General features: G+C 66.6%; 17 protein-coding genes. 12 read left to right on the plus strand and 5 right to left on the minus strand.

Annotated features, from left to right (window positions below; genetic code table 11):
• Positions 1-17: 17 nt before the first annotated feature.
• Entirely contained in the window at positions 18-704 is a 687-nt protein-coding gene (locus DFR39_RS05675; protein ID WP_162849433.1) for a Crp/Fnr family transcriptional regulator, read from the minus strand.
• A 64-nt stretch (positions 705-768) separates the two neighbouring features.
• Between DFR39_RS05675 and DFR39_RS05680 the strand changes: the two genes are divergently transcribed.
• Both DFR39_RS05680 and DFR39_RS05685 read left to right on the plus strand, forming a co-directional pair.
• Entirely contained in the window at positions 769-1,335 is a 567-nt protein-coding gene (locus tag DFR39_RS05680) for a deoxycytidylate deaminase (RefSeq protein WP_133602581.1), read from the plus strand.
• Positions 1,336-1,428: 93 nt separating this feature from the next.
• Positions 1,429-1,758 (plus strand): hypothetical protein, encoded by a 330-nt coding sequence (locus DFR39_RS05685; protein ID WP_133602582.1) that lies wholly within the window; start codon positions 1,429-1,431, stop codon positions 1,756-1,758.
• Between the two features lie 104 nt (positions 1,759-1,862).
• Here the strand turns inward: DFR39_RS05685 and DFR39_RS05690 are convergent, their stop codons facing one another.
• Complete coding sequence (locus DFR39_RS05690; protein ID WP_133602583.1) at positions 1,863-2,126, minus strand: hypothetical protein; 264 nt, start codon at positions 2,124-2,126, stop codon at positions 1,863-1,865.
• A 547-nt stretch (positions 2,127-2,673) separates the two neighbouring features.
• Between DFR39_RS05690 and DFR39_RS05695 the strand changes: the two genes are divergently transcribed.
• On the plus strand, positions 2,674-6,087 hold the full coding sequence (locus DFR39_RS05695; RefSeq protein WP_246030707.1) for a TonB-dependent receptor: 3,414 nt from the start codon (positions 2,674-2,676) through the stop codon (positions 6,085-6,087).
• A gap of 123 nt (positions 6,088-6,210) precedes the next feature.
• Here the strand turns inward: DFR39_RS05695 and DFR39_RS05700 are convergent, their stop codons facing one another.
• The 3 genes from DFR39_RS05700 to DFR39_RS05710 form a co-directional block, all read right to left on the minus strand.
• Positions 6,211-7,047 (minus strand): LytR/AlgR family response regulator transcription factor, encoded by an 837-nt coding sequence (locus DFR39_RS05700; protein ID WP_133602584.1) that lies wholly within the window; start codon positions 7,045-7,047, stop codon positions 6,211-6,213.
• On the minus strand, positions 7,044-8,192 hold the full coding sequence (locus tag DFR39_RS05705) for a sensor histidine kinase (protein ID WP_133602585.1): 1,149 nt from the start codon (positions 8,190-8,192) through the stop codon (positions 7,044-7,046). The genes DFR39_RS05700 and DFR39_RS05705 overlap by 4 nt, the downstream gene beginning before the upstream one ends.
• Before the next feature lie 132 nt (positions 8,193-8,324).
• Positions 8,325-9,857: a helicase HerA-like domain-containing protein gene (locus tag DFR39_RS05710; protein ID WP_133602586.1), complete on the minus strand. Its 1,533-nt coding sequence runs from the start codon at positions 9,855-9,857 to the stop codon at positions 8,325-8,327.
• 157 nt (positions 9,858-10,014) lie between these two features.
• Between DFR39_RS05710 and DFR39_RS05715 the strand changes: the two genes are divergently transcribed.
• From DFR39_RS05715 to DFR39_RS05755, 9 genes are read left to right on the plus strand one after another with little or no spacing between them, the layout of a single operon-like run.
• Positions 10,015-10,740 (plus strand): YebC/PmpR family DNA-binding transcriptional regulator, encoded by a 726-nt coding sequence (locus tag DFR39_RS05715; protein WP_133602587.1) that lies wholly within the window; start codon positions 10,015-10,017, stop codon positions 10,738-10,740.
• Entirely contained in the window at positions 10,737-12,020 is a 1,284-nt protein-coding gene (gene purD, locus DFR39_RS05720) for a phosphoribosylamine--glycine ligase (RefSeq protein WP_133602588.1), read from the plus strand. Before DFR39_RS05715 ends, purD begins: the two co-directional genes overlap by 4 nt.
• On the plus strand, positions 12,017-12,658 hold the full coding sequence (locus tag DFR39_RS05725; protein WP_211343811.1) for a 1-acyl-sn-glycerol-3-phosphate acyltransferase: 642 nt from the start codon (positions 12,017-12,019) through the stop codon (positions 12,656-12,658). The genes purD and DFR39_RS05725 overlap by 4 nt, the downstream gene beginning before the upstream one ends.
• Positions 12,655-13,596 carry an oxygen-dependent coproporphyrinogen oxidase gene (gene hemF / locus DFR39_RS05730; protein WP_133602589.1) on the plus strand — a complete coding sequence of 314 codons (942 nt, stop codon included), beginning with the start codon at positions 12,655-12,657 and terminating at the stop codon, positions 13,594-13,596. Before DFR39_RS05725 ends, hemF begins: the two co-directional genes overlap by 4 nt.
• 8 nt (positions 13,597-13,604) lie before the next feature.
• Entirely contained in the window at positions 13,605-14,228 is a 624-nt protein-coding gene (gene nadD, locus DFR39_RS05735; protein WP_133602590.1) for a nicotinate-nucleotide adenylyltransferase, read from the plus strand.
• Positions 14,229-14,248: 20 nt separating this feature from the next.
• Entirely contained in the window at positions 14,249-14,977 is a 729-nt protein-coding gene (rsfS, locus tag DFR39_RS05740; RefSeq protein ID WP_133602591.1) for a ribosome silencing factor, read from the plus strand.
• The gene (rlmH, locus tag DFR39_RS05745) at positions 14,977-15,447 is read left to right on the plus strand and encodes a 23S rRNA (pseudouridine(1915)-N(3))-methyltransferase RlmH (protein ID WP_133602592.1); all 471 of its coding nucleotides are present in this window, start codon (positions 14,977-14,979) and stop codon (positions 15,445-15,447) included. Before rsfS ends, rlmH begins: the two co-directional genes overlap by 1 nt.
• A 49-nt stretch (positions 15,448-15,496) precedes the next feature.
• Positions 15,497-16,228, plus strand: coding sequence for a substrate-binding periplasmic protein (locus DFR39_RS05750; RefSeq protein ID WP_211343812.1), 732 nt, complete (start codon positions 15,497-15,499; stop codon positions 16,226-16,228).
• 44 nt (positions 16,229-16,272) lie between these two features.
• Entirely contained in the window at positions 16,273-16,875 is a 603-nt protein-coding gene (locus DFR39_RS05755) for a Maf family protein (RefSeq protein WP_133602594.1), read from the plus strand.

The raw sequence follows: 16,875 nt of genomic DNA on the forward strand, positions 1-16,875 counted from the left end.
GGGCGCCTGGCGCGCCCTCAGCCCGGGCTTGCGTAGTCGCGCAGGCCCTGCAGGCTCAGCACCTCGATACCGCGTCGGCCCACCTGGAGCAGGCCGGCGTCCTCCAGCACCTGCAGTGCCGCGTTGGCGCGCTGACGCGAGACGCCGGCCAGCTGGGCCACCTCGGCCTGGCGCAGGTCCAGGAAGAGCCCCGGTTCGGGGTAGAGCTCCGGGTTGTAGAGGCCGGCCAGGCTGCGGGCCACACGCGCCGTGGAGTCCAGCAGGCGGTCATTGCAGAGCTGGGCGATGAAGAAGCCCATGCGCGCGCTCATCAGCTGCTGCAGATAGTGGTTGAAGGGCAGGCTGTTCGCGCGCAGCCACTCGAAGGTCTCGCGCGGGATCAGGGCCAGGCGGGTGTCGCGCAGGGCCACGGCGTCATACTGCCAGCGCCCGCGCTTGATCAAGGTGCCCTCGCCGAACCAGCCGCCTGGCGCTGTGCCGATCAAGGCCGTCTCGCGTCCGTCGGCGCTCCAGATGCTCATCTTGCCGAAGCCGCTGATCAGGCCGATCCAGTGCTCGGCCAGCTCGCCGTTGCGCACCATGGGCTGGCCGGCCGCCACCGGGCGCTCGCGTGCTTGTTGGATCACATGCTGGAGTTGGGCGGCGCCGAGCTGGCGGCCCCAGACGGACTTCTCAAGCATCTCCTGCAGGGTCATGAAAGGCATTTCCTTTTCGAGGCGGCATGGGGCTGGGCTAGACTGCGCCGCAGAGCTTATCCCGGCCAGCGCCATGCAAGACCACGACGCCGCTTTGCAGCACAACCATTCGCTGATTCCCTGGCATTCCATGTTCATGGGCGTGGCCCTGCTGGCGGCGTCGCGCTCCAAGGATCATCGCAAGCGCAACGGGGCCTGCATTGCCAGCGTGGACAACAAGATCGTGGGCGTGGGCTACAACGGCCTGCCGCGGGGCTGCAACGATCAGGATCCGGCCTATTGGGCAGACAATGACGCCGACCCCTTCCAGTCGCGCCACAGCTATATCGTGCACGCGGAGGTCAATGCCATCCTCAACTGCGTGGTCCTGCCTCTGACCGGCAGCACCATCTACACCACACAGTTCCCTTGTCCCCGCTGCGCCCAGTCCATCATTCAGGTGGGCATTGCCCAGGTGGTCTATCTGGAGAAGAAGTCGCACCAGGTGGCGCTCAACAGCGCCTCGGACAAGATGCTGGCCGATGCCGGGGTGCGCGTGCTCTCGCTGGAGCAGCTGGAGTCACCCTCGGCGCAATGGTGCGGCAAGCTGGATGAATTCATACGCGCCACCGGCCCCGTGATGCATCGGGGCGGAACTTGAGCGCAAGCAGGGGGTGAAAGCCGGGCTTTTTCCGGCTTAAGTTCGGGGCGCGGGCGGCATCATGAGCGCATTCGGATTGCGCAGAGAGCCACCATGATCGTTCCCAAGCACCTTGTTCCCGTCCAAGCCCGCCAGGGTTTGGCCTGGTCTGAGTATGCCGAGTTGGGCGGTGTGGAGCTGCCGGAACTGGGCCTGCCCATGCTGGCGCCGGTCAATGCGGCCGAGCTGGAGCAGCTGCAAGCGCTGATGCATCGCCAGCGTCTGGGCCTGCAGACCACGCGCATGCTGTATGACCGGCTGTATGCCTTCGAGCGCTTGGCCGCGGCCTATGCCAGCAGCGATGAAGCGCTGCGGGAATTGGCTCTGGAGCTGTTCCAGCGCTATCAAAGCACGGGCGAGTGGATCGGCCTGGCGGTGCACTGAACGGCAGCTCATCGGCAGGTGCTGGCTCACGCCGCCCGGGATCCTGAACCCAAGGCCCTCGTTCGGAGGGCCTTGCTGCTTTCTGAGGCGGGCGCGCCAAGTGCCTATAGCGCGGTCAGCCAGTCGCAGCGCAGCTTGCCGCAGCGGTGCAGGTGCAGGCGCATTTGGGTGTAGGCCGTGGGCAGCATATAGCCCAGCAGGCACAAGGGCAGGGCAACCCAGAGGTCGCTCAGCAGCAGACCGGGCACGCCGGCCCAGCCCAAGACCCAGAGTATGAGCACCAGGTCCCAGACCTGGAGCTCAACCGGGTGGCGACCGCCATGCAACTGCATCCATCGGCGCACCTGGCAGGCTTGCTTCAAGGTCATGGCGGGCTCCTTGATGTTGGCGAGAGTCAGTTTGGCGTCAGGATTCTAGATCTGATTCCTAGGGAAAACACCGAATCGCTTGCCGAACGAGGCATCCGCCTGGCTGCTCGTCGCCCCACGATAATTCGGCAGCCCAGATTCGCGGCTGAGCCCAATGCTTGTTGTTTTTTGGCGCTGCCTGCGGACGAAGCAAGGCCTGTCACGAGGACTACATAGTCCGTCGCGAAACTGAAACAGTCGGCCAAGAGTGTGTCGGGCCTGATGGGCCTGATGGGCGCGGATTGGCGGGATCAGGTTTTACCCGCTCTGGCACGTAGCTTGCGTCTGCGGTTTGGCCTGAAGCGCTGCCCACGTCGGTCCGGGTGTCTGAGTTCTTGGATTCCCGGCTGCAGGCTCTGGGAGCCACAAACGTTTGCGTTTTACAAGCGGTACTTCCTCGGTGTGTGGAAACCGCGAACTCAAACGTTTGCGGCCTGAGGCGGCAGTACAGTTTTTTAACGTCAGGGCATGGCAGGCGCGAGTCTGCGTTCATCTCGAGGAGTGAAAAGTGAATAGCAACCGTTGGAGTTTCACAAGGACCGCGCTCAGCGCGGCTGCGGCCATCGTCGTCGCGGCCCCGGTCATGGCACAGAACACCACGGCCGCCATCGGCGGTCGTGTGATCGGCGCAGATGGCAAAGCTATTGCGGGCGCAAACGTTAGCGTCCAGCACCGCGAGTCGGGCTCGGTCAACAATCTGGTGAGCGACGCCGAAGGTCGCTATTCGCTGCGCGGCCTGCGCGTGGGCGGTCCCTATGTGATCACCGTGAGCAAGGGCTCTGACAAGGAAGTCCGCGACGGCATCTATCTGGCACTGGCCGAGACCCTGAATCTGGATGTGACCTTGGGCGGCAACAAGCTGGACACCGTGGTGCTGTCCGGCTCCCGCGCTCAGGTCGGCGCCTACAACGCCGGGGCCACCGGCGCCGGCACCAGCCTGAGCCGTCAGGAGCTGGATGCCTATGCCTCAATCTCGCGCAGCCTGCAGGACTATGCCCGTATCGATCCGCGTCTGGCACAGACCGACAAGGAGCGTGGCGAGATCTCGGCCCTGGGTCAGAACTCGCGCTTCAACTCCATCACCGTGGACGGTGTCAACATCAGTGACACCTTCGGTCTGGAGTCCAACAACCTGCCGACCGCCAAGCAGCCGATCTCGATCGACGCCATCCAGTCGGTCCAGGTGAACCTGTCCAACTATGACGTAACCCAGAAGGGCTACACCGGCGCCAATATCAACGCCGTGACCAAGTCGGGCACCAATGAGCTCAAGGGCAGCGTCTACTACGTCTACCGTGATGACGGCCTGTCCGGGCAGCGCTACAACCGCAGCAACGACAGCTACTTCTATCCGCTGGCGTTCACCGAAGAGACCAAGGGTGCCACCCTGGGCGGCCCCATCATCAAGGACAAGCTCTTCTTCTTTGCCAGCATTGAAGAACTCAAGAGCGACCGTGCCCAGCCGGAATTCGGCCCCGTCGGCTCCTCGCTGACCAATGTGGCCATTTCCGCAGACACCATCACCAAGCTGCAGCAGCTGGCCAAGACGCGCTATGGCATGGATGTGGGCTCGCTGAACGAGAAGACCAAGCTGAACGTCCGTGACGCCCTGCTCAAGCTGGACTGGAACATCAGCGAGCAGCATCGCGCGAACATGCGTTTCTCTCGCACCGAGCAGTCCGAGACCAATAACGGCAGCTTTACCGGCTACAGCGCCACCTCGCTGCAACTGACTTCCGCCTGGTTTACCCAGCAGAAGACCGTGGACACCGTGGTGGCCCAACTCTTCTCGGACTGGACCCAGAACTTCTCCACCGAGCTCAAGGTCTCCAGCCGCGACTACAACAGCGTGCCGGAGAACTACAGCAACCTGCCGTCCATGGCGCTGCGCTTCAGCGGTGCCGCGCCGGCTGGCACCCCGGCCGGTGTGTCCGCGAGCAGCAACCGCTTCCTGAACTTCGGCACCGAGCGCAGCCGCCACTTCAATGTCCTGGACACCAAGACGCTGGACGCCTACCTGGGCGCCAACCTGGTGCTGGGTGATCACGAGATCAAGTTCGGTGGTGATCTGCAGCGCAACAAGGTGTTCAACGCCTTCTTCCAGGACACCAAGGGCAACTACACCTTCGCCTGCGGCAGCAATCTGACGTTTGCGCAGTGCGAGGCTCAGGTGCTGGACAACTTCAGCCGCGGCAACGCGCTGACCTACTCCTACCAAGTGCCGGTCGCTGGCGCCACGCTGGATCAAGGGGCCGCCCGCTTCACGCACACCAGCACCGGCCTGTTCCTGCAGGACACCTGGGCCGTCAATGACAAGCTGACCCTGGGCTTCGGTCTGCGCTATGACCGCCTGTCCACCGATGACAAGCCCACCTTCAACCCCACGGCGGCGGCGGCCACGGTGGCCGGTAGCGTCACGGGCTCCAACACGGTCAACCGCGCCACAGGCGGCTTCGGTCTGGATAACAGCCAGACCGCCGATGGCACCGACCTTCTGCAGCCGCGCCTGAGCTTCAACTACGCCCTGGATGCGGCCAACAAGCGCAAGTCCCAGGTGCGTGGCGGTCTGGGTCTGTTCCAGGGCGCGGCCGCCAATGTCTGGCTGGCCAACCCCTACTCGAACACCGGCATGGCCACCCGCATCATCACCTGCGGCACGTCCTGCCCGACCAACAACACCCTGTTCAACCCGGACCCCAACAATCAGCCCACCACGGTGGCCGGCGTGCCGCCGGCGGCCAATGTGGACTACATCGCCAAGGGCCTGGGCCAGCCGTCCGTCTGGAAGTTCAACCTGGCTTATGACGCCGAGCTGCCCTGGTTCGGTCTGGTGGCGGGTGCTGAATGGGTGCACACCAAGACCCACTCCGGCCTGTACTACCAGCACCTGAACCTGGGTGACCCGACCCTTACCAGCAAGGTCGATGGCCGCCAGATGTTCTGGATGCCGCAGTCCTACACCGCCAACTGCTTCAGCAGCAACGGTAACTTCTCGACCAACGGCGCCTGTGCTCCGGGCACCGGTCGCAGCTCTCAGCGCGCGCTGAGCAATGCCAACTTCAACAACGTGCTGCTGGCCACCGAGACGAAGAAGGGCGGCGGCGATGCCGTGACCCTGTCGCTGTCCAAGGCCATGCCCCAGTACGGTCTGAACTGGCAGGTGGCCTACACCCGCATGAGCGCGACCGAGGTGAGCCCGCTGACCTCGTCGGTGGCCAACTCCAACTTCAACTCGCGCGCCATCTACAACCCCAATGAGGATGTGGCGGCGAACTCGGCCTATCTGGTGCGTGATCGTGTGAGCGCAGCCGTCAACTGGTCGCGTGCCTTCGTGGGCAAGTACAAGACCACCGTGGGTCTGTTCTACGAAGGTCGCAAGGGCAAGCCTTACAGCTGGACCTATGCCAACGACATGAATGGTGACAACGTCACCAATGACCTGATGTACATCCCGAGCGCGCCCGGCGCCGCGGGCGTGGTCTTCCGTCCGGCACAGAACAGCGGTTTGGCCGACAACGCCGCCGCCGAGAAGCGTTTCTGGGAAATCGTCAACGGCAGCTCGGCCCTGTCCGCCGCCAAGGGTTCCGTGGTGTCGCGCAATTCCAGCTTTGCCGCCTTCGTCAACAGCTTTGACCTGCGTCTGAGCCAGGAAGTTCCCGGCTTCACTAGCCGTCACAAGGGCGTGATCAGCCTGGACATCCTGAACGTCGGCAATCTGCTGAACAAGCGTTGGGGCCGTATCGACGAGCTGCGCTTCGAGTCGCAAGGCGGTCAGCGCCGCAGCTTCGTCAACTACGGTGGCATGGACGCCAATGGCAACTACGTCTACTACGTGGATGGCAAGGTGACCGACTACACCACCCGTCAGGCCAAGGGTGAGTCCCAGTGGGCCGCCCAGATCACGGCTCGCTACGAGTTCTGATCTCAGGCCGGACGGCGCCCGCCTCTTGAGGGGCGGGCCTCAACTGCCAATTCAACGCCTGTCGCGCATGCGGCAGGCGTTTTTTCTTGGCCGCCGCGCGATACCTGTTGTCTCAGCGCTGGCTCAGAGCGCCTTGAAGAGATGGGCGTAGAGCCGGCTCACGCCCAGGCGTTCCGGACGCTCATGCAGCACCAGACTCAGGCGCGAAGCCTCGTCGCGCTCGGCGCGGGCGATCGCATCGCTGCGCACCACCAGGCTGCGGTGCACCTGCCAGAAGCGCTGTGCATCAAGCTGGGGCAGCAGTTCGCGCAGGGAGATGCGCACCAGATACTCGCGCTGCGCCGTCAGCACCCGCACATACTTGTCCGCTGCCTCGAAATAGATCACCTCGTCCACCGGCAGCATCACGATGCTGTTGCCCACGGCCACCTGCAGCAGGCGCAGCGGGGCGGTGCTGGAGGCCGTGCCGGCCGGGCTGCCGGGGTTGAGGCTCTGAAGCAGCTGGGTGCTGTTCAGGAGCTCGCGCAGTTGCTGGACGGCATCGTGGGCCGGCTGCTGGGGCTGCGCGCGCGCGCTCAGCGCGGACTGCAGCCGGGCACAGCACTGGCTCAGGCGTTCTCGCTGCACCGGCTTGAGCACATAGTCGGCCGCGGCATGCTCGAAGGCTTGCAGCGCATACTGGTCGTAGGCGGTCACGAAGACCAGCAGTGGCAAGGGCTGGCCCTGTGGCCAGTCTTCCGTCAGGGCGGCCGCGGCCTCTAGCCCGCTCATGCCGGGCATGCGGATATCCAGAAAGCAGATGTCGGGCTGCTTGGCCAGAGCGGCCTCCACGGCAGCCTGGCCGTGGGGCGCCATGGCGACGATGTCCAGGTCCGGCCACAAGGCGGCCAGCTCGCTGCGCAGATGCTCGGCGAGCAGGGATTCGTCTTCGGCAATCAGGGCGGTGGGGCGCGGGTTCATGGCGTCGGAGGGGTTTGTGTCTCGCTGAGGGGAATGTGCACGGTAGCCAGGCAGCCGCTGCCATCGGGGCCGGGGGCCAGGACTAGACGAGCGCTGCTGCCGTAGCGGGTCTGGAGGCGATCACGCACCTGCGTCAGGCCGAAGCGCGTGCCTTCGGCGCCGGCCCCGCTCGCGGCGGCCGCCAGTCCGATACCGGTGTCGATGACCTGCAGCAGCAGCTGCTCGCCCTCGATGCTGGCCCTCAGCGTCAGGCGTCCGCCCTCGATCTTGGGCTCGAGTCCGTGCTTGATGGCGTTCTCCACCAGGGGTTGCAGCAGCAGCGGCGGGACTTGCAGGGCCTGCAGCGCAGGCGCCAGATCCAGCTCGGTCTGCAGCCGCTGACCCATGCGGACCTGCATCAGCTGCAAATAGTCGGAGATGCGTGCGAACTCGTCCTGCAGGCTGTGGCTGCCCTGGCGCGAGGCGTTCAGGGTGGCGCGCAGGAAGGAGATCAGCTGGTCCAGCATGGTCTGGGCTCGGGCCGGATCGATGCCGATGAGCACCCGCAGATTGGCCAGGGTATTGAACAGCATGTGCGGCTCAAGCTGCGCCTCCAGCAGCCGGAGTTGGGTCTGGGCCGCCACACGAGCGGCCTGCTCGGCCTCGGCCTGTGCCGCATGCATGCGGCCGCGGATGTAGAAGTAGCCGGTGGTCAGGCTGGCCACGACCAGGGTCAGCAAGGCCGTGCCGGCTGCTGCCCCCCAACTGGCTTCCCACCAATAGACCGAGCGTCGGCCCGTCAGCAGATCTCCCAGGGGCAGACCCAGGCTGAAGCCCAGGATGGAGCCCAGCAGCACGCAAACCGCCATCCAGGGCGTGCCCGGCCAGCCGCCGGCGTAGCGCGGATCGTCGGGCCGACGGCGCTGCAGCAGCTTGGCGACGAGGGCGCGGCCCCCATCGATGAAGATCCAGCATTGCATGCCGATGGCGAAGGAGTAGCTCAGCTCCAGTCCCAGATTCCGCCATTGCCGGGGCGCCGCGAGGAGGATGCCGACCGCCAGGCAGAGGAGGGCGGCGTGCAGGGCATTGCGCAGCAGCTCACGCCACAGAGGCTGGGGCTGGGACCCGCCGCTCTTGCAGTGCGGCGGCTTGGCGGCTTGTGTCATGGGGCGTAGCGGGTTGACGAGGGGTAGGACCACAATGTGTCCGAGCGGTCGCGGGCGCGCCAGCGGCACGCGACGGGAGGCGTCCGCAGGGCGCGAAGTGCAATGCCTGGTCGCCAAGCGGCGACCCAGCGTTCAGCGCCGACGCTTGCTGCTGCCCGCACCACCGCCCAGCAGGCTGCCCAGCACGCCGCGAATGATCTCGCGGCCCACGGTCGTGCCCATGGAGCGCAGGGCCGACTTGGCCGCTGCCTCGGCCAGACCCTCGCGGCGGCCGCCGCGCGGGCCGGTGGAGCCGAAGAGCACATCCTTGAGCCCGTCCAGCATGCCGCCGCCGGCTTCGGTCTGGCCGGCAGGGCCGCCGCTGCTGGCGCTTGCGGTAGCAGGCGCGCCGGCCGCGCGGCCGCGCAGCTGCTCGTAGGCCGACTCGCGGTCCACCGCCTGGTCGTAGACCCCGGCCACCAGGGAGTTCTTCAGCAAGGCGGCGCGCTGCTCGGGCGTGATGGGGCCGATCTGGCTGCCCGGCGGCAGCACAAAGACCCGTTCGGTCACGCTGGGGCGGCCTTTCTCGTCCAGCAGGCTCACCAGGGCCTCGCCCACCGCCAGCTCGGTGATGGCGCTGGCGATGTCCAGCCCGGGCTTGGCGCGCATGGTCTCGGCCGCGGCCTTGACGGCCTTCTGGTCGCGCGGGGTGAAGGCGCGCAGCGCATGCTGCACCCGGTTGCCCAGCTGGCCCAGTACCGCGTCCGGAATGTCCAGCGGGTTCTGGGTCACGAAGTACACGCCCACGCCCTTGGAGCGCACCAGGCGCACGACCAGCTCGATGCGCTCCACCAGGGCGGCCGGGGCGTCCTTGAAGAGCAGGTGGGCCTCGTCGAAGAAGAAGACCAGCTTTGGGGCGTCCAGGTCGCCCACCTCGGGCAGGGTCTCGAAGAGCTCGGACAGCATCCACAGCAGGAAGGTGGCGTACAGGCGCGGCGCCGCCAGCAGCTTGTCGGCCGCCAGGATGTTCACCACGCCCAGGCCGCCCTCGGTCTGCATGAAGTCGGCGATATTGAGCATGGGCTCGCCGAAGAACTTGTCGCCGCCTTGCTCTTCCACCTGCAGCAGGCCGCGCTGAATGGCGCCGATGCTGGCGGCGCTGACATTGCCGTACTCGGTGGTGTATTGGCTCGCGTTGTCGCCCACATGCTGGAGCATGGCGCGCAGGTCCTTGAGGTCCAGCAGCAGCATGCCGCTGTCGTCGGCAATCTTGAACACCAGCTGCAGCACGCCGGCCTGGGTCTCGTTGAGCGCCAGCATGCGTGCCAGCAGCAGGGGGCCCATGTCCGAGACCGTGGCGCGCACCGGGTGGCCCTGCTCGCCGAACACGTCCCACAAGGTGGTGGGGCAGGCCAGGGGCTGGGGCGGCGCTATGCCGCGCTCCTTCAGCACCGCCAGCAGCTTGGCGCTGGAGGCGCCGGCCTGGCTGATGCCGGTCAGGTCGCCTTTCACATCGGCCATGAAGACCGGCACGCCGATTTTGCTTAGGCTCTCCGCCAGGGTCTGCAGGCTGATGGTCTTGCCGGTTCCGGTGGCCCCGGTGATCAGGCCGTGGCGGTTGGCCAGGGCGGGCAAGAGGTGGCACTCGGTCTGAGCGTGACGGGCCAGCAGGATGGGGTCGGACATGGGGTTTCCAGGGCTGACGGTTAAAGCGCCTTGCGCTTCAGAGGAGACTCGGATCGCGGAGGGATCTGATGTCGGAACTAAAATCGCAGTCTATCCAACAAATTTGAGCCGCCCGGACACCGGATGCATGGGCTGTGCTCGCCAGGAGAACGAGTCAATGGCTGGTCATTCCAAATGGGCCAATATTCAGCACCGCAAGGGGCGTCAGGATGAGAAGCGCGGCAAGATCTGGACGCGTCTGACGCGCGAAATCATCGTCGCAGCCCGTCAGGGCGGGGGCGATATCGCGATGAACCCGCGTCTGCGCCTGGCCATCGAGAAGGCCAAGGCCGCCAATATGCCGGCCGACAATATCAAGCGCAATGTGGACAAGGCCACGGGCAATCTCGACGGCGTGAGCTACGAGGAAATCCGCTACGAAGGCTATGGCATTGGCGGCGCGGCCATCATGATCGACACCATGACCGACAACCGTGTGCGCACGGTGGCCGAGGTGCGCCACGCCTTCAGCAAGTACGGCGGCAATATGGGCACCGACGGCTCGGTGGCCTTTCAGTTCAAGCATTGCGGCCAGCTGGTCTTCGCGCCGGGCACCTCCGAGGACAAGGTCATGGAAGTGGCCCTGGAAGCCGGTGCCGAGGACGTGGTCACCGACGACGAGGGCGCCATCGAGGTGCTGACCGCGCCGGGCGACTTCGAAGCCGTTAAGAACGCGCTGGAGGCCGCCGGCCTCAAGCCCGAGGTGGCCGAGGTCACCATGCGCGCCGAGAACACGGTGAGCCTCTCGGGTGAGGACGCTGTCCGCATGCAGAAGCTGCTGGACGTGCTGGAGGACCTGGACGACACCCAGGAGATTTATCACAACGCGGAAATCCAGGAATGAAAGTTCTTGTTCTTGGCAATGGTGGCCGCGAGCACGCGCTGGCCTGGAAGCTCTCTCAGGCCGAGCGTGTCAGCCAGGTCTTTGTGGCGCCGGGCAATGGCGGCACGGCCCGCAACCCGCATCTGAAGAATATTGCCCTGAGCGATGTGAAGGCCCTGGCCGACTTCGCCGAGGCCGAGAAGATCGCCCTCACCGTGGTGGGCCCCGAGGCCTTTCTGGCGGCCGGGGTGGTGGACGAGTTTCGGGCCCGCGGCCTGCGCATCTTCGGCCCCACCAAGGCGGCGGCCCAGCTGGAGTCCAGCAAGGCCTTCGCCAAGGACTTCATGAAGCGCCACGCCATTCCCACGGCGGCCTACGAGACCTTCTCGGATGCGGCCCAGGCCCATGCCTATGTGCAAGCGCAGGGCGCGCCCATCGTGATCAAGGCCGACGGCCTGGCCGCGGGCAAGGGCGTGGTCGTGGCCATGACGCTGGCCGAGGCCCATGAGGCCATCGACTGGATCCTGGAAGACAACAAGCTGGGTGTGGTGCACAACCAGGGCGGCGCCCGGGTGGTGATCGAGGAGTTCATGAGCGGCGAGGAAGCGAGCTTCATCGTCGTGTGTGACGGCAAGAACGTGGTGTCCCTGGCCACCAGCCAGGACCACAAGCGCCTGCAGGATGGTGACACCGGCCCCAATACCGGCGGCATGGGGGCCTACTCGCCGGCTCCGGTGGTCACACCCAATGTGCACGCCAAGGCCATGCACGAGATCATCATGCCCACCATCCAGGGCATGGCCAAGGACGGCATTCCCTTCACCGGCTTCCTCTATGCCGGCCTGATGATCGACGAGAAGGGTCAGCCGCGCACGGTGGAGTTCAACACCCGCATGGGCGACCCCGAGACCCAGCCCATCATGATGCGCCTGAAGAGCGATCTCTTCGAGCTGCTGATGCATGCCACCGACGGCACGCTGGATCAGGTGGAGCTGCAATGGGACCGCCGCGTGGCCCTGGGCGTGGTGATGGCGGCCGAGGGCTATCCGCTGCAGCCGCGCAAGGGCGACGCCATCAGCGGTCTGCCCGCCGACGCGGCCGATGTGATGATCTTCCATGCCGGCACCACCGAGCAGGACGGCAAGCTGCTCACCTCGGGCGGCCGCGTGCTCTGCGTGACGGCCCTGGGCGAGTCGGTGCGCACCGCGCAGCAGCTGGCCTATGACACCCTGACGCCGATCCATTTCGAAGGCAAGCAGTTCCGCCGCGATATCGGCCACCGGGCGGTGAGCCGGCGTTGAGCGCGTCCCGGCCTAGCGCGCCCCAGCTGCTGGAGGCAGCGTCGCTCTCCTTGCATCCGCGCGGCAGCCTGCTGGCTCGGGCGCTGTTCCGCCTGGCGGGCTGGCGCCTGGACTGCCAGGGTCTGCCCGGCCGCCAGGGCGTGATGCTGGTCTATCCGCACACCTCCAACTGGGACTTCCCGGTGGGCCTGTTTGCCAAATGGACGCTGGGCCTGCCTCTGCGTTTCTGGGCCAAGGACAGCCTGTTTCGCGTGCCGCTCTTCGGCGCCTGGCTGCGCTGGCTGGGCGGGGTGGCGGTGCGGCGCGACAGCGCCCATGGTCTGGTGAGCGAGACCGCGGCGCAGCTGCGTGCCGCGCAGCAGCGCGACGAGATCTTCTGGCTGGTGGCGGCGCCCGAGGGCACGCGCTCGCTCAAGGGCGGCTGGCGCTCCGGCGCCTACCAGCTGGCCCTGCAGGCCGGGGTCCCGGTGGGCCTGGCCTCCTTTGACTTTCCGAGCAAGACCGTCACCCTGAGGCAGTTTGTTCAACTCAGTGGCGACAAGGCCGCCGACTTCGCCCTGATGGCCGAGCTCTACGCCGGCAAGCAGGGCAAGCGGCCCGAGCTGGCCAGCCCCGTGCGACTCCTGGAGAAGCCATGACGATTCATACCCTGGCGGTGCGCGAGTATCTGCTGGGTCTGCAACAGCGCATCGTGTCGGCGCTGGAGCAGGCCGATGGCCAGCCCTTCATCAGCGATGGCTGGGAGCGCGAGCCCGGTGGCCGCCTGGAAGGCGATGGCCTGACCCGCCTGATCGAGAACGGCGCGCTCTTCGAGCGCGGTGGCTGCAATTTCTCGCATGTGCGCGGCCGGGTGCTGCCGCCCTCGGCCACCCAGCACCGGCCCGAGCTGGCCGGCGCGCCCTTCGAGGCCATGGGCGTGTCGCTGGTGCTGCACCCGCACAACCCCTTTGTGCCCACGGTGCACATGAATGTGCGCATGTTCGCGGCCCTGCCGGCCGATGCCGCGCCCGTGGTCTGGTTCGGCGGCGGCATGGATCTCACGCCCTACTACGGCTACGAGCGCGATGCCCAGCATTTCCACCGGACCTGCAAGGCGGCGCTGGACCCGCATGGCGAGGCGCTGTATCCGCGCTTCAAGACCTGGTGCGACGAGTACTTCTTCCTGAAGCACCGCAACGAGCCGCGCGGCATCGGCGGCGTGTTCTTCGATGACCACGCCGAGGGCGGCTTTGACGCCTCCTTTGCCATGCTGCGCTCCGTGGGCGACGCCTTCGTGCCGGCCTATCTGCCTATCGTGGAGCGCCGCCAGGGCTATGCCTATGGCGAGCGCGAGCGCGATTTCCAGGCCTACCGGCGCGGTCGCTATGTGGAGTTCAACCTGGTCTTCGACCGCGGCACGCTCTTCGGCCTGCAGTCGGGCGGGCGCACGGAATCCATCTTGATGTCCATGCCGCCCCTGGTGAAATGGCGCTACGACTGGCAGCCCGAGGTCGGCACGCCCGAGGCACGTCTGTACACCGACTTTCTGCGCCCGCGTGACTGGGCGCATGAGGCGCCCAGCGCGCTGTGGCTTTGAGCCAGGTCTTGAGCTCGGCGCCAAGCGGCGCGCGGATCGGCCTCTTCGGCGGCAGCTTCGATCCGGTGCATCTGGCCCATCTCTCGCTGGCGCGCAGCGCGCTGGCCCAGCTGGGCCTGGACCAGCTGCTGTGGCTGCCCGCCGGGCGGCCCTGGCAGAAGCTGCAGGCCGGCGGCGGCCGGGGCCTGGCCTCGCCCGCGCACCGGCGCGCCATGGTCGAGCTGATGATTGCCGGCGAGCCGCGCTTTGCGGTAGACGATAGCGAGCTGGAGCGCGACGGCGCCAGCTACACCATAGACACCGTGCGGGCCCGTCTGGCGGCTCACCCGGGCGAGCAGCTCTTCCTGCTGATCGGCCAGGACCAGTACGCCCGCCTGCACACCTGGCGCGAGTGGCCGGCCCTGCTGGACCGGGTCACGCTGGCCGTGGCGGCGCGGGCCGGCACCCCGGTGCAGGCGCCGCCCGAGCTTGCCGGCATGCTGCACCGGGTTCAGATCATCGAGATGCCGGCATCGGCGATCTCTTCCACCGAGGTGCGCGACCGGGCGTCGCGTGGCGAGGACATCCGCCCCATGGTGGGCGATGCGGTAGCGGGGTATATTGCCCAACACCGCCTTTACGGGGCCCTTTGAGGCCCAGCGAGAACACAAGAATGGACATTCGTAAACTGCAGCGCGCCATCGTCGATGGCCTGGAAGACGTGAAGGCCCAGAACATCCAGGTCTTCAACACCGAGCACCTCTCGCCGCTGTTCGAGCGCGTGATCATCGCCTCGGGCACCAGCAACCGTCAGACCAAGGCGCTGGCCTCCAGCGTGCGCGAGACGGTTAAGGGGCGCGGCATGCAGGTGATGCGCACCGAGGGCGAGGACAACGGCGAATGGATCATCGTGGACTGCGGCGCCGCCGTGGTGCATGTGATGCAGCCGGCCATCCGCGAGTACTACCACCTGGAAGAGATCTGGGGCGGCAAGCCCGTCAAGCTCAAGCTGGGTGACGGCGAGGTCAAGCTGGTCAAGGCCTCCGAGCCCATGGGCGATGAGCCCAAGGCCGCCAAGAAGGCCAAGGCCCCGGCGGCCAAGAAGGCGGCTGCACCCGCCAAGAAGGCCGCCGCCAAGAGCGCCGCCCCGGCCGCCAAGAAGGCGCCGGCCAAGAAGGGCACCGTGAGCAAGACCACGGGTGTGAAGAAGGCCGCTCCGGCCAAGACGGCCGCGCCGGTCAAGACTCTCAAGGTGGGCGCTGCCAAGCCGGCCGCCAAGAAGACCGTAGCCAAGAAGGCGGCACCCGCGGCCAAGCCGGTGGCCCGCAAGAGCGTGGCGGCCAAGCCTACAGCCAAGCCGGCCGCCAAGAAGGCCGCGCCGGCCCGCGCCAAGAAGGCCTGATGCGCCTGCTGCTGATCGCGGTCGGTCAGCGCATGCCTGGCTGGGCGGATACCGCTTACGAAGACTTTGCCAAGCGCTTTCCGCCCGAGCTGCGCCTGGAGCTCAAGGCCGTCAAGGCCGAGCCTCGCACCACCGGCAAGACCGTGGAGCAGATGATGGCGGCCGAGGCCCAGCGCCTGGAAGCCGCCTGCCCCAAGGGCGCGCGCCGCGTGATCCTGGACGAGCGCGGCGAACGTGTCACCACGGTTCAGCTGGCCAAGACCCTGACGCGCTGGAAGGACGATGGTCGCGACGTGGCCATCTTCATCGGCGGCCCCGATGGCCTGGATCCCGCGCTCAAGGCCACGGCCGACGAGATGCTGCGCCTTTCCGATCTGACCCTGCCGCACGCCTTTGTGCGCGTGCTGCTGGCCGAAGGCCTCTACCGTGCCTGGTCGGTGCAGGCCGGCCATCCCTACCACCGGGAGTGACATCGTGAGACATCTCCTGGCGTGGTGTTCATGGGCAAGGACGGCCGGCATGCTGGTGCTGCTGTCCCTGTTCGGGCTGGCACATGCCCAAACCCGGCTCAGTGTCGCGGGCGACGTGGCTTTCCCACCCTATTCCTATCTGGTGGAGGGGCAGCCCGCCGGCATCGATGTGGACATCTTGTTGGAGCTCTCGCGGCGCACGGGCATCGAGTTCGATATCCAGCTGATGCCGTTCAAGCGCGTCATCGAGACCCTCCGCGATGGGCGTGTCGATGCCGCCATGGCCGTGCTGCGCAGCGCCGAGCGCGAGGGCTTCGCCATTTTCACGGGGGTTCTGCACAACAGCACTTATGCGCTGTTCGTGGCCCAGGGCAGCAGCCTGAGCTTCGAGGGGCTGGAGAGCCTGCGCGGGCGGCAGATCGGCAAGGTGCGGGGCTTTCTCATGGGGGAGGCCTTTGATGCCGAGGTGGCTGCGGGCCAGATCAAGCTCAGCGAGACAGCCACCGCGGAGCAGAGCCTTCGCATGCTGCTGGCGGGCCGGGTGGATGCGATCTCGGGACAGGTCGTGGTGACCCGCTACATCGCACGTGAGCTGGGGCTGGCCGATCGCATCAGCGCCTTGCCCCGCCCCTTGCTGCCGGACCGCCCCAGCTTTCTGGTGCTGTCACGACAGGCGCCGGTGCCCGACAAGGAGGCGCTGGCGCAGCGCCTGAAGCAGGCTCTGGACGCCATGCACAAGGACGGATCGGTGCAGCGCATCGAAGCCCGCTACGCACGTTGAGCCGCACGCGATAGGGGCTTGCATGCCCCTGTTAGCATGAAGATATGAGCTTGATTTACCTCGCCTCGCAGAGTCCCCGCCGTCGTCAGTTGCTGGATCAGCTCGGTGTGGCGCATGAGCTGCTGCTGCCCGGCGCGGATGAGGATGCCGAGGCCCTGGAGACGGTGCAGGCGGGCGAACTGCCCGATCCCTATGTGCGCCGCGCCACGCTCAACAAGCTGGCGGCGGCCGTGGCGCGACGCGCTGCGCGGGGCCTGGTGCCACGCCCCATACTCTGCTCCGACACCACGGTGGCCCTGGGGACTTCCATTCTGGGCAAGCCTGCCGACGCCGAGGAGGCCCTGCTCATGCTGCGACGTCTGTCGGGCCATACGCACCGGGTGCTCACGGCCGTAGCCCTGGCCTGGGGGGAAGGGCAGCAGGCACTGGCCCTGAGCGTGTCCCATGTGCGATTTGCCGCCATGCCTGAGGCCGCGCTGCGTCGCTATGTGGACAGCGGCGAGCCCATGGGCAAGGCCGGCGCTTATGCCATCCAGAGCCAGATCGCGGGCTGGATCGAGCACATCGAAGGTTCGTATTCGGGCATCATGGGTCTGCCTCTTTTTGAGACGGCCGGCTTGCTGCGCCAGGCGGGTCTTGATCTCTGA

This window comes from Roseateles asaccharophilus, from assembly GCF_004362405.1.
Lineage (GTDB): Bacteria > Pseudomonadota > Gammaproteobacteria > Burkholderiales > Burkholderiaceae_C > Kinneretia > Kinneretia asaccharophila.

What these genes read in the sequence shown, in the direction of transcription:
- DFR39_RS05675 (WP_162849433.1), bottom strand. Translation starts at nt 704, where the DNA reads ATGCCTTTCATGACCCTGCAGGAGATGCTTGAGAAGTCCGTCTGGGGC.
- DFR39_RS05680 (WP_133602581.1), top strand. Translation starts at nt 769, where the DNA reads ATGCAAGACCACGACGCCGCTTTGCAGCACAACCATTCGCTGATTCCC.
- DFR39_RS05685 (WP_133602582.1), top strand. Translation starts at nt 1,429, where the DNA reads ATGATCGTTCCCAAGCACCTTGTTCCCGTCCAAGCCCGCCAGGGTTTG.
- DFR39_RS05690 (WP_133602583.1), bottom strand. Translation starts at nt 2,126, where the DNA reads ATGACCTTGAAGCAAGCCTGCCAGGTGCGCCGATGGATGCAGTTGCAT.
- DFR39_RS05700 (WP_133602584.1), bottom strand. Translation starts at nt 7,047, where the DNA reads ATGAACCCGCGCCCCACCGCCCTGATTGCCGAAGACGAATCCCTGCTC.
- DFR39_RS05705 (WP_133602585.1), bottom strand. Translation starts at nt 8,192, where the DNA reads ATGACACAAGCCGCCAAGCCGCCGCACTGCAAGAGCGGCGGGTCCCAG.
- DFR39_RS05710 (WP_133602586.1), bottom strand. Translation starts at nt 9,857, where the DNA reads ATGTCCGACCCCATCCTGCTGGCCCGTCACGCTCAGACCGAGTGCCAC.
- DFR39_RS05715 (WP_133602587.1), top strand. Translation starts at nt 10,015, where the DNA reads ATGGCTGGTCATTCCAAATGGGCCAATATTCAGCACCGCAAGGGGCGT.
- purD (WP_133602588.1), top strand. Translation starts at nt 10,737, where the DNA reads ATGAAAGTTCTTGTTCTTGGCAATGGTGGCCGCGAGCACGCGCTGGCC.
- hemF (WP_133602589.1), top strand. Translation starts at nt 12,655, where the DNA reads ATGACGATTCATACCCTGGCGGTGCGCGAGTATCTGCTGGGTCTGCAA.
- rsfS (WP_133602591.1), top strand. Translation starts at nt 14,249, where the DNA reads ATGGACATTCGTAAACTGCAGCGCGCCATCGTCGATGGCCTGGAAGAC.
- rlmH (WP_133602592.1), top strand. Translation starts at nt 14,977, where the DNA reads ATGCGCCTGCTGCTGATCGCGGTCGGTCAGCGCATGCCTGGCTGGGCG.
- DFR39_RS05750 (WP_211343812.1), top strand. Translation starts at nt 15,497, where the DNA reads ATGCTGGTGCTGCTGTCCCTGTTCGGGCTGGCACATGCCCAAACCCGG.
- DFR39_RS05755 (WP_133602594.1), top strand. Translation starts at nt 16,273, where the DNA reads ATGAGCTTGATTTACCTCGCCTCGCAGAGTCCCCGCCGTCGTCAGTTG.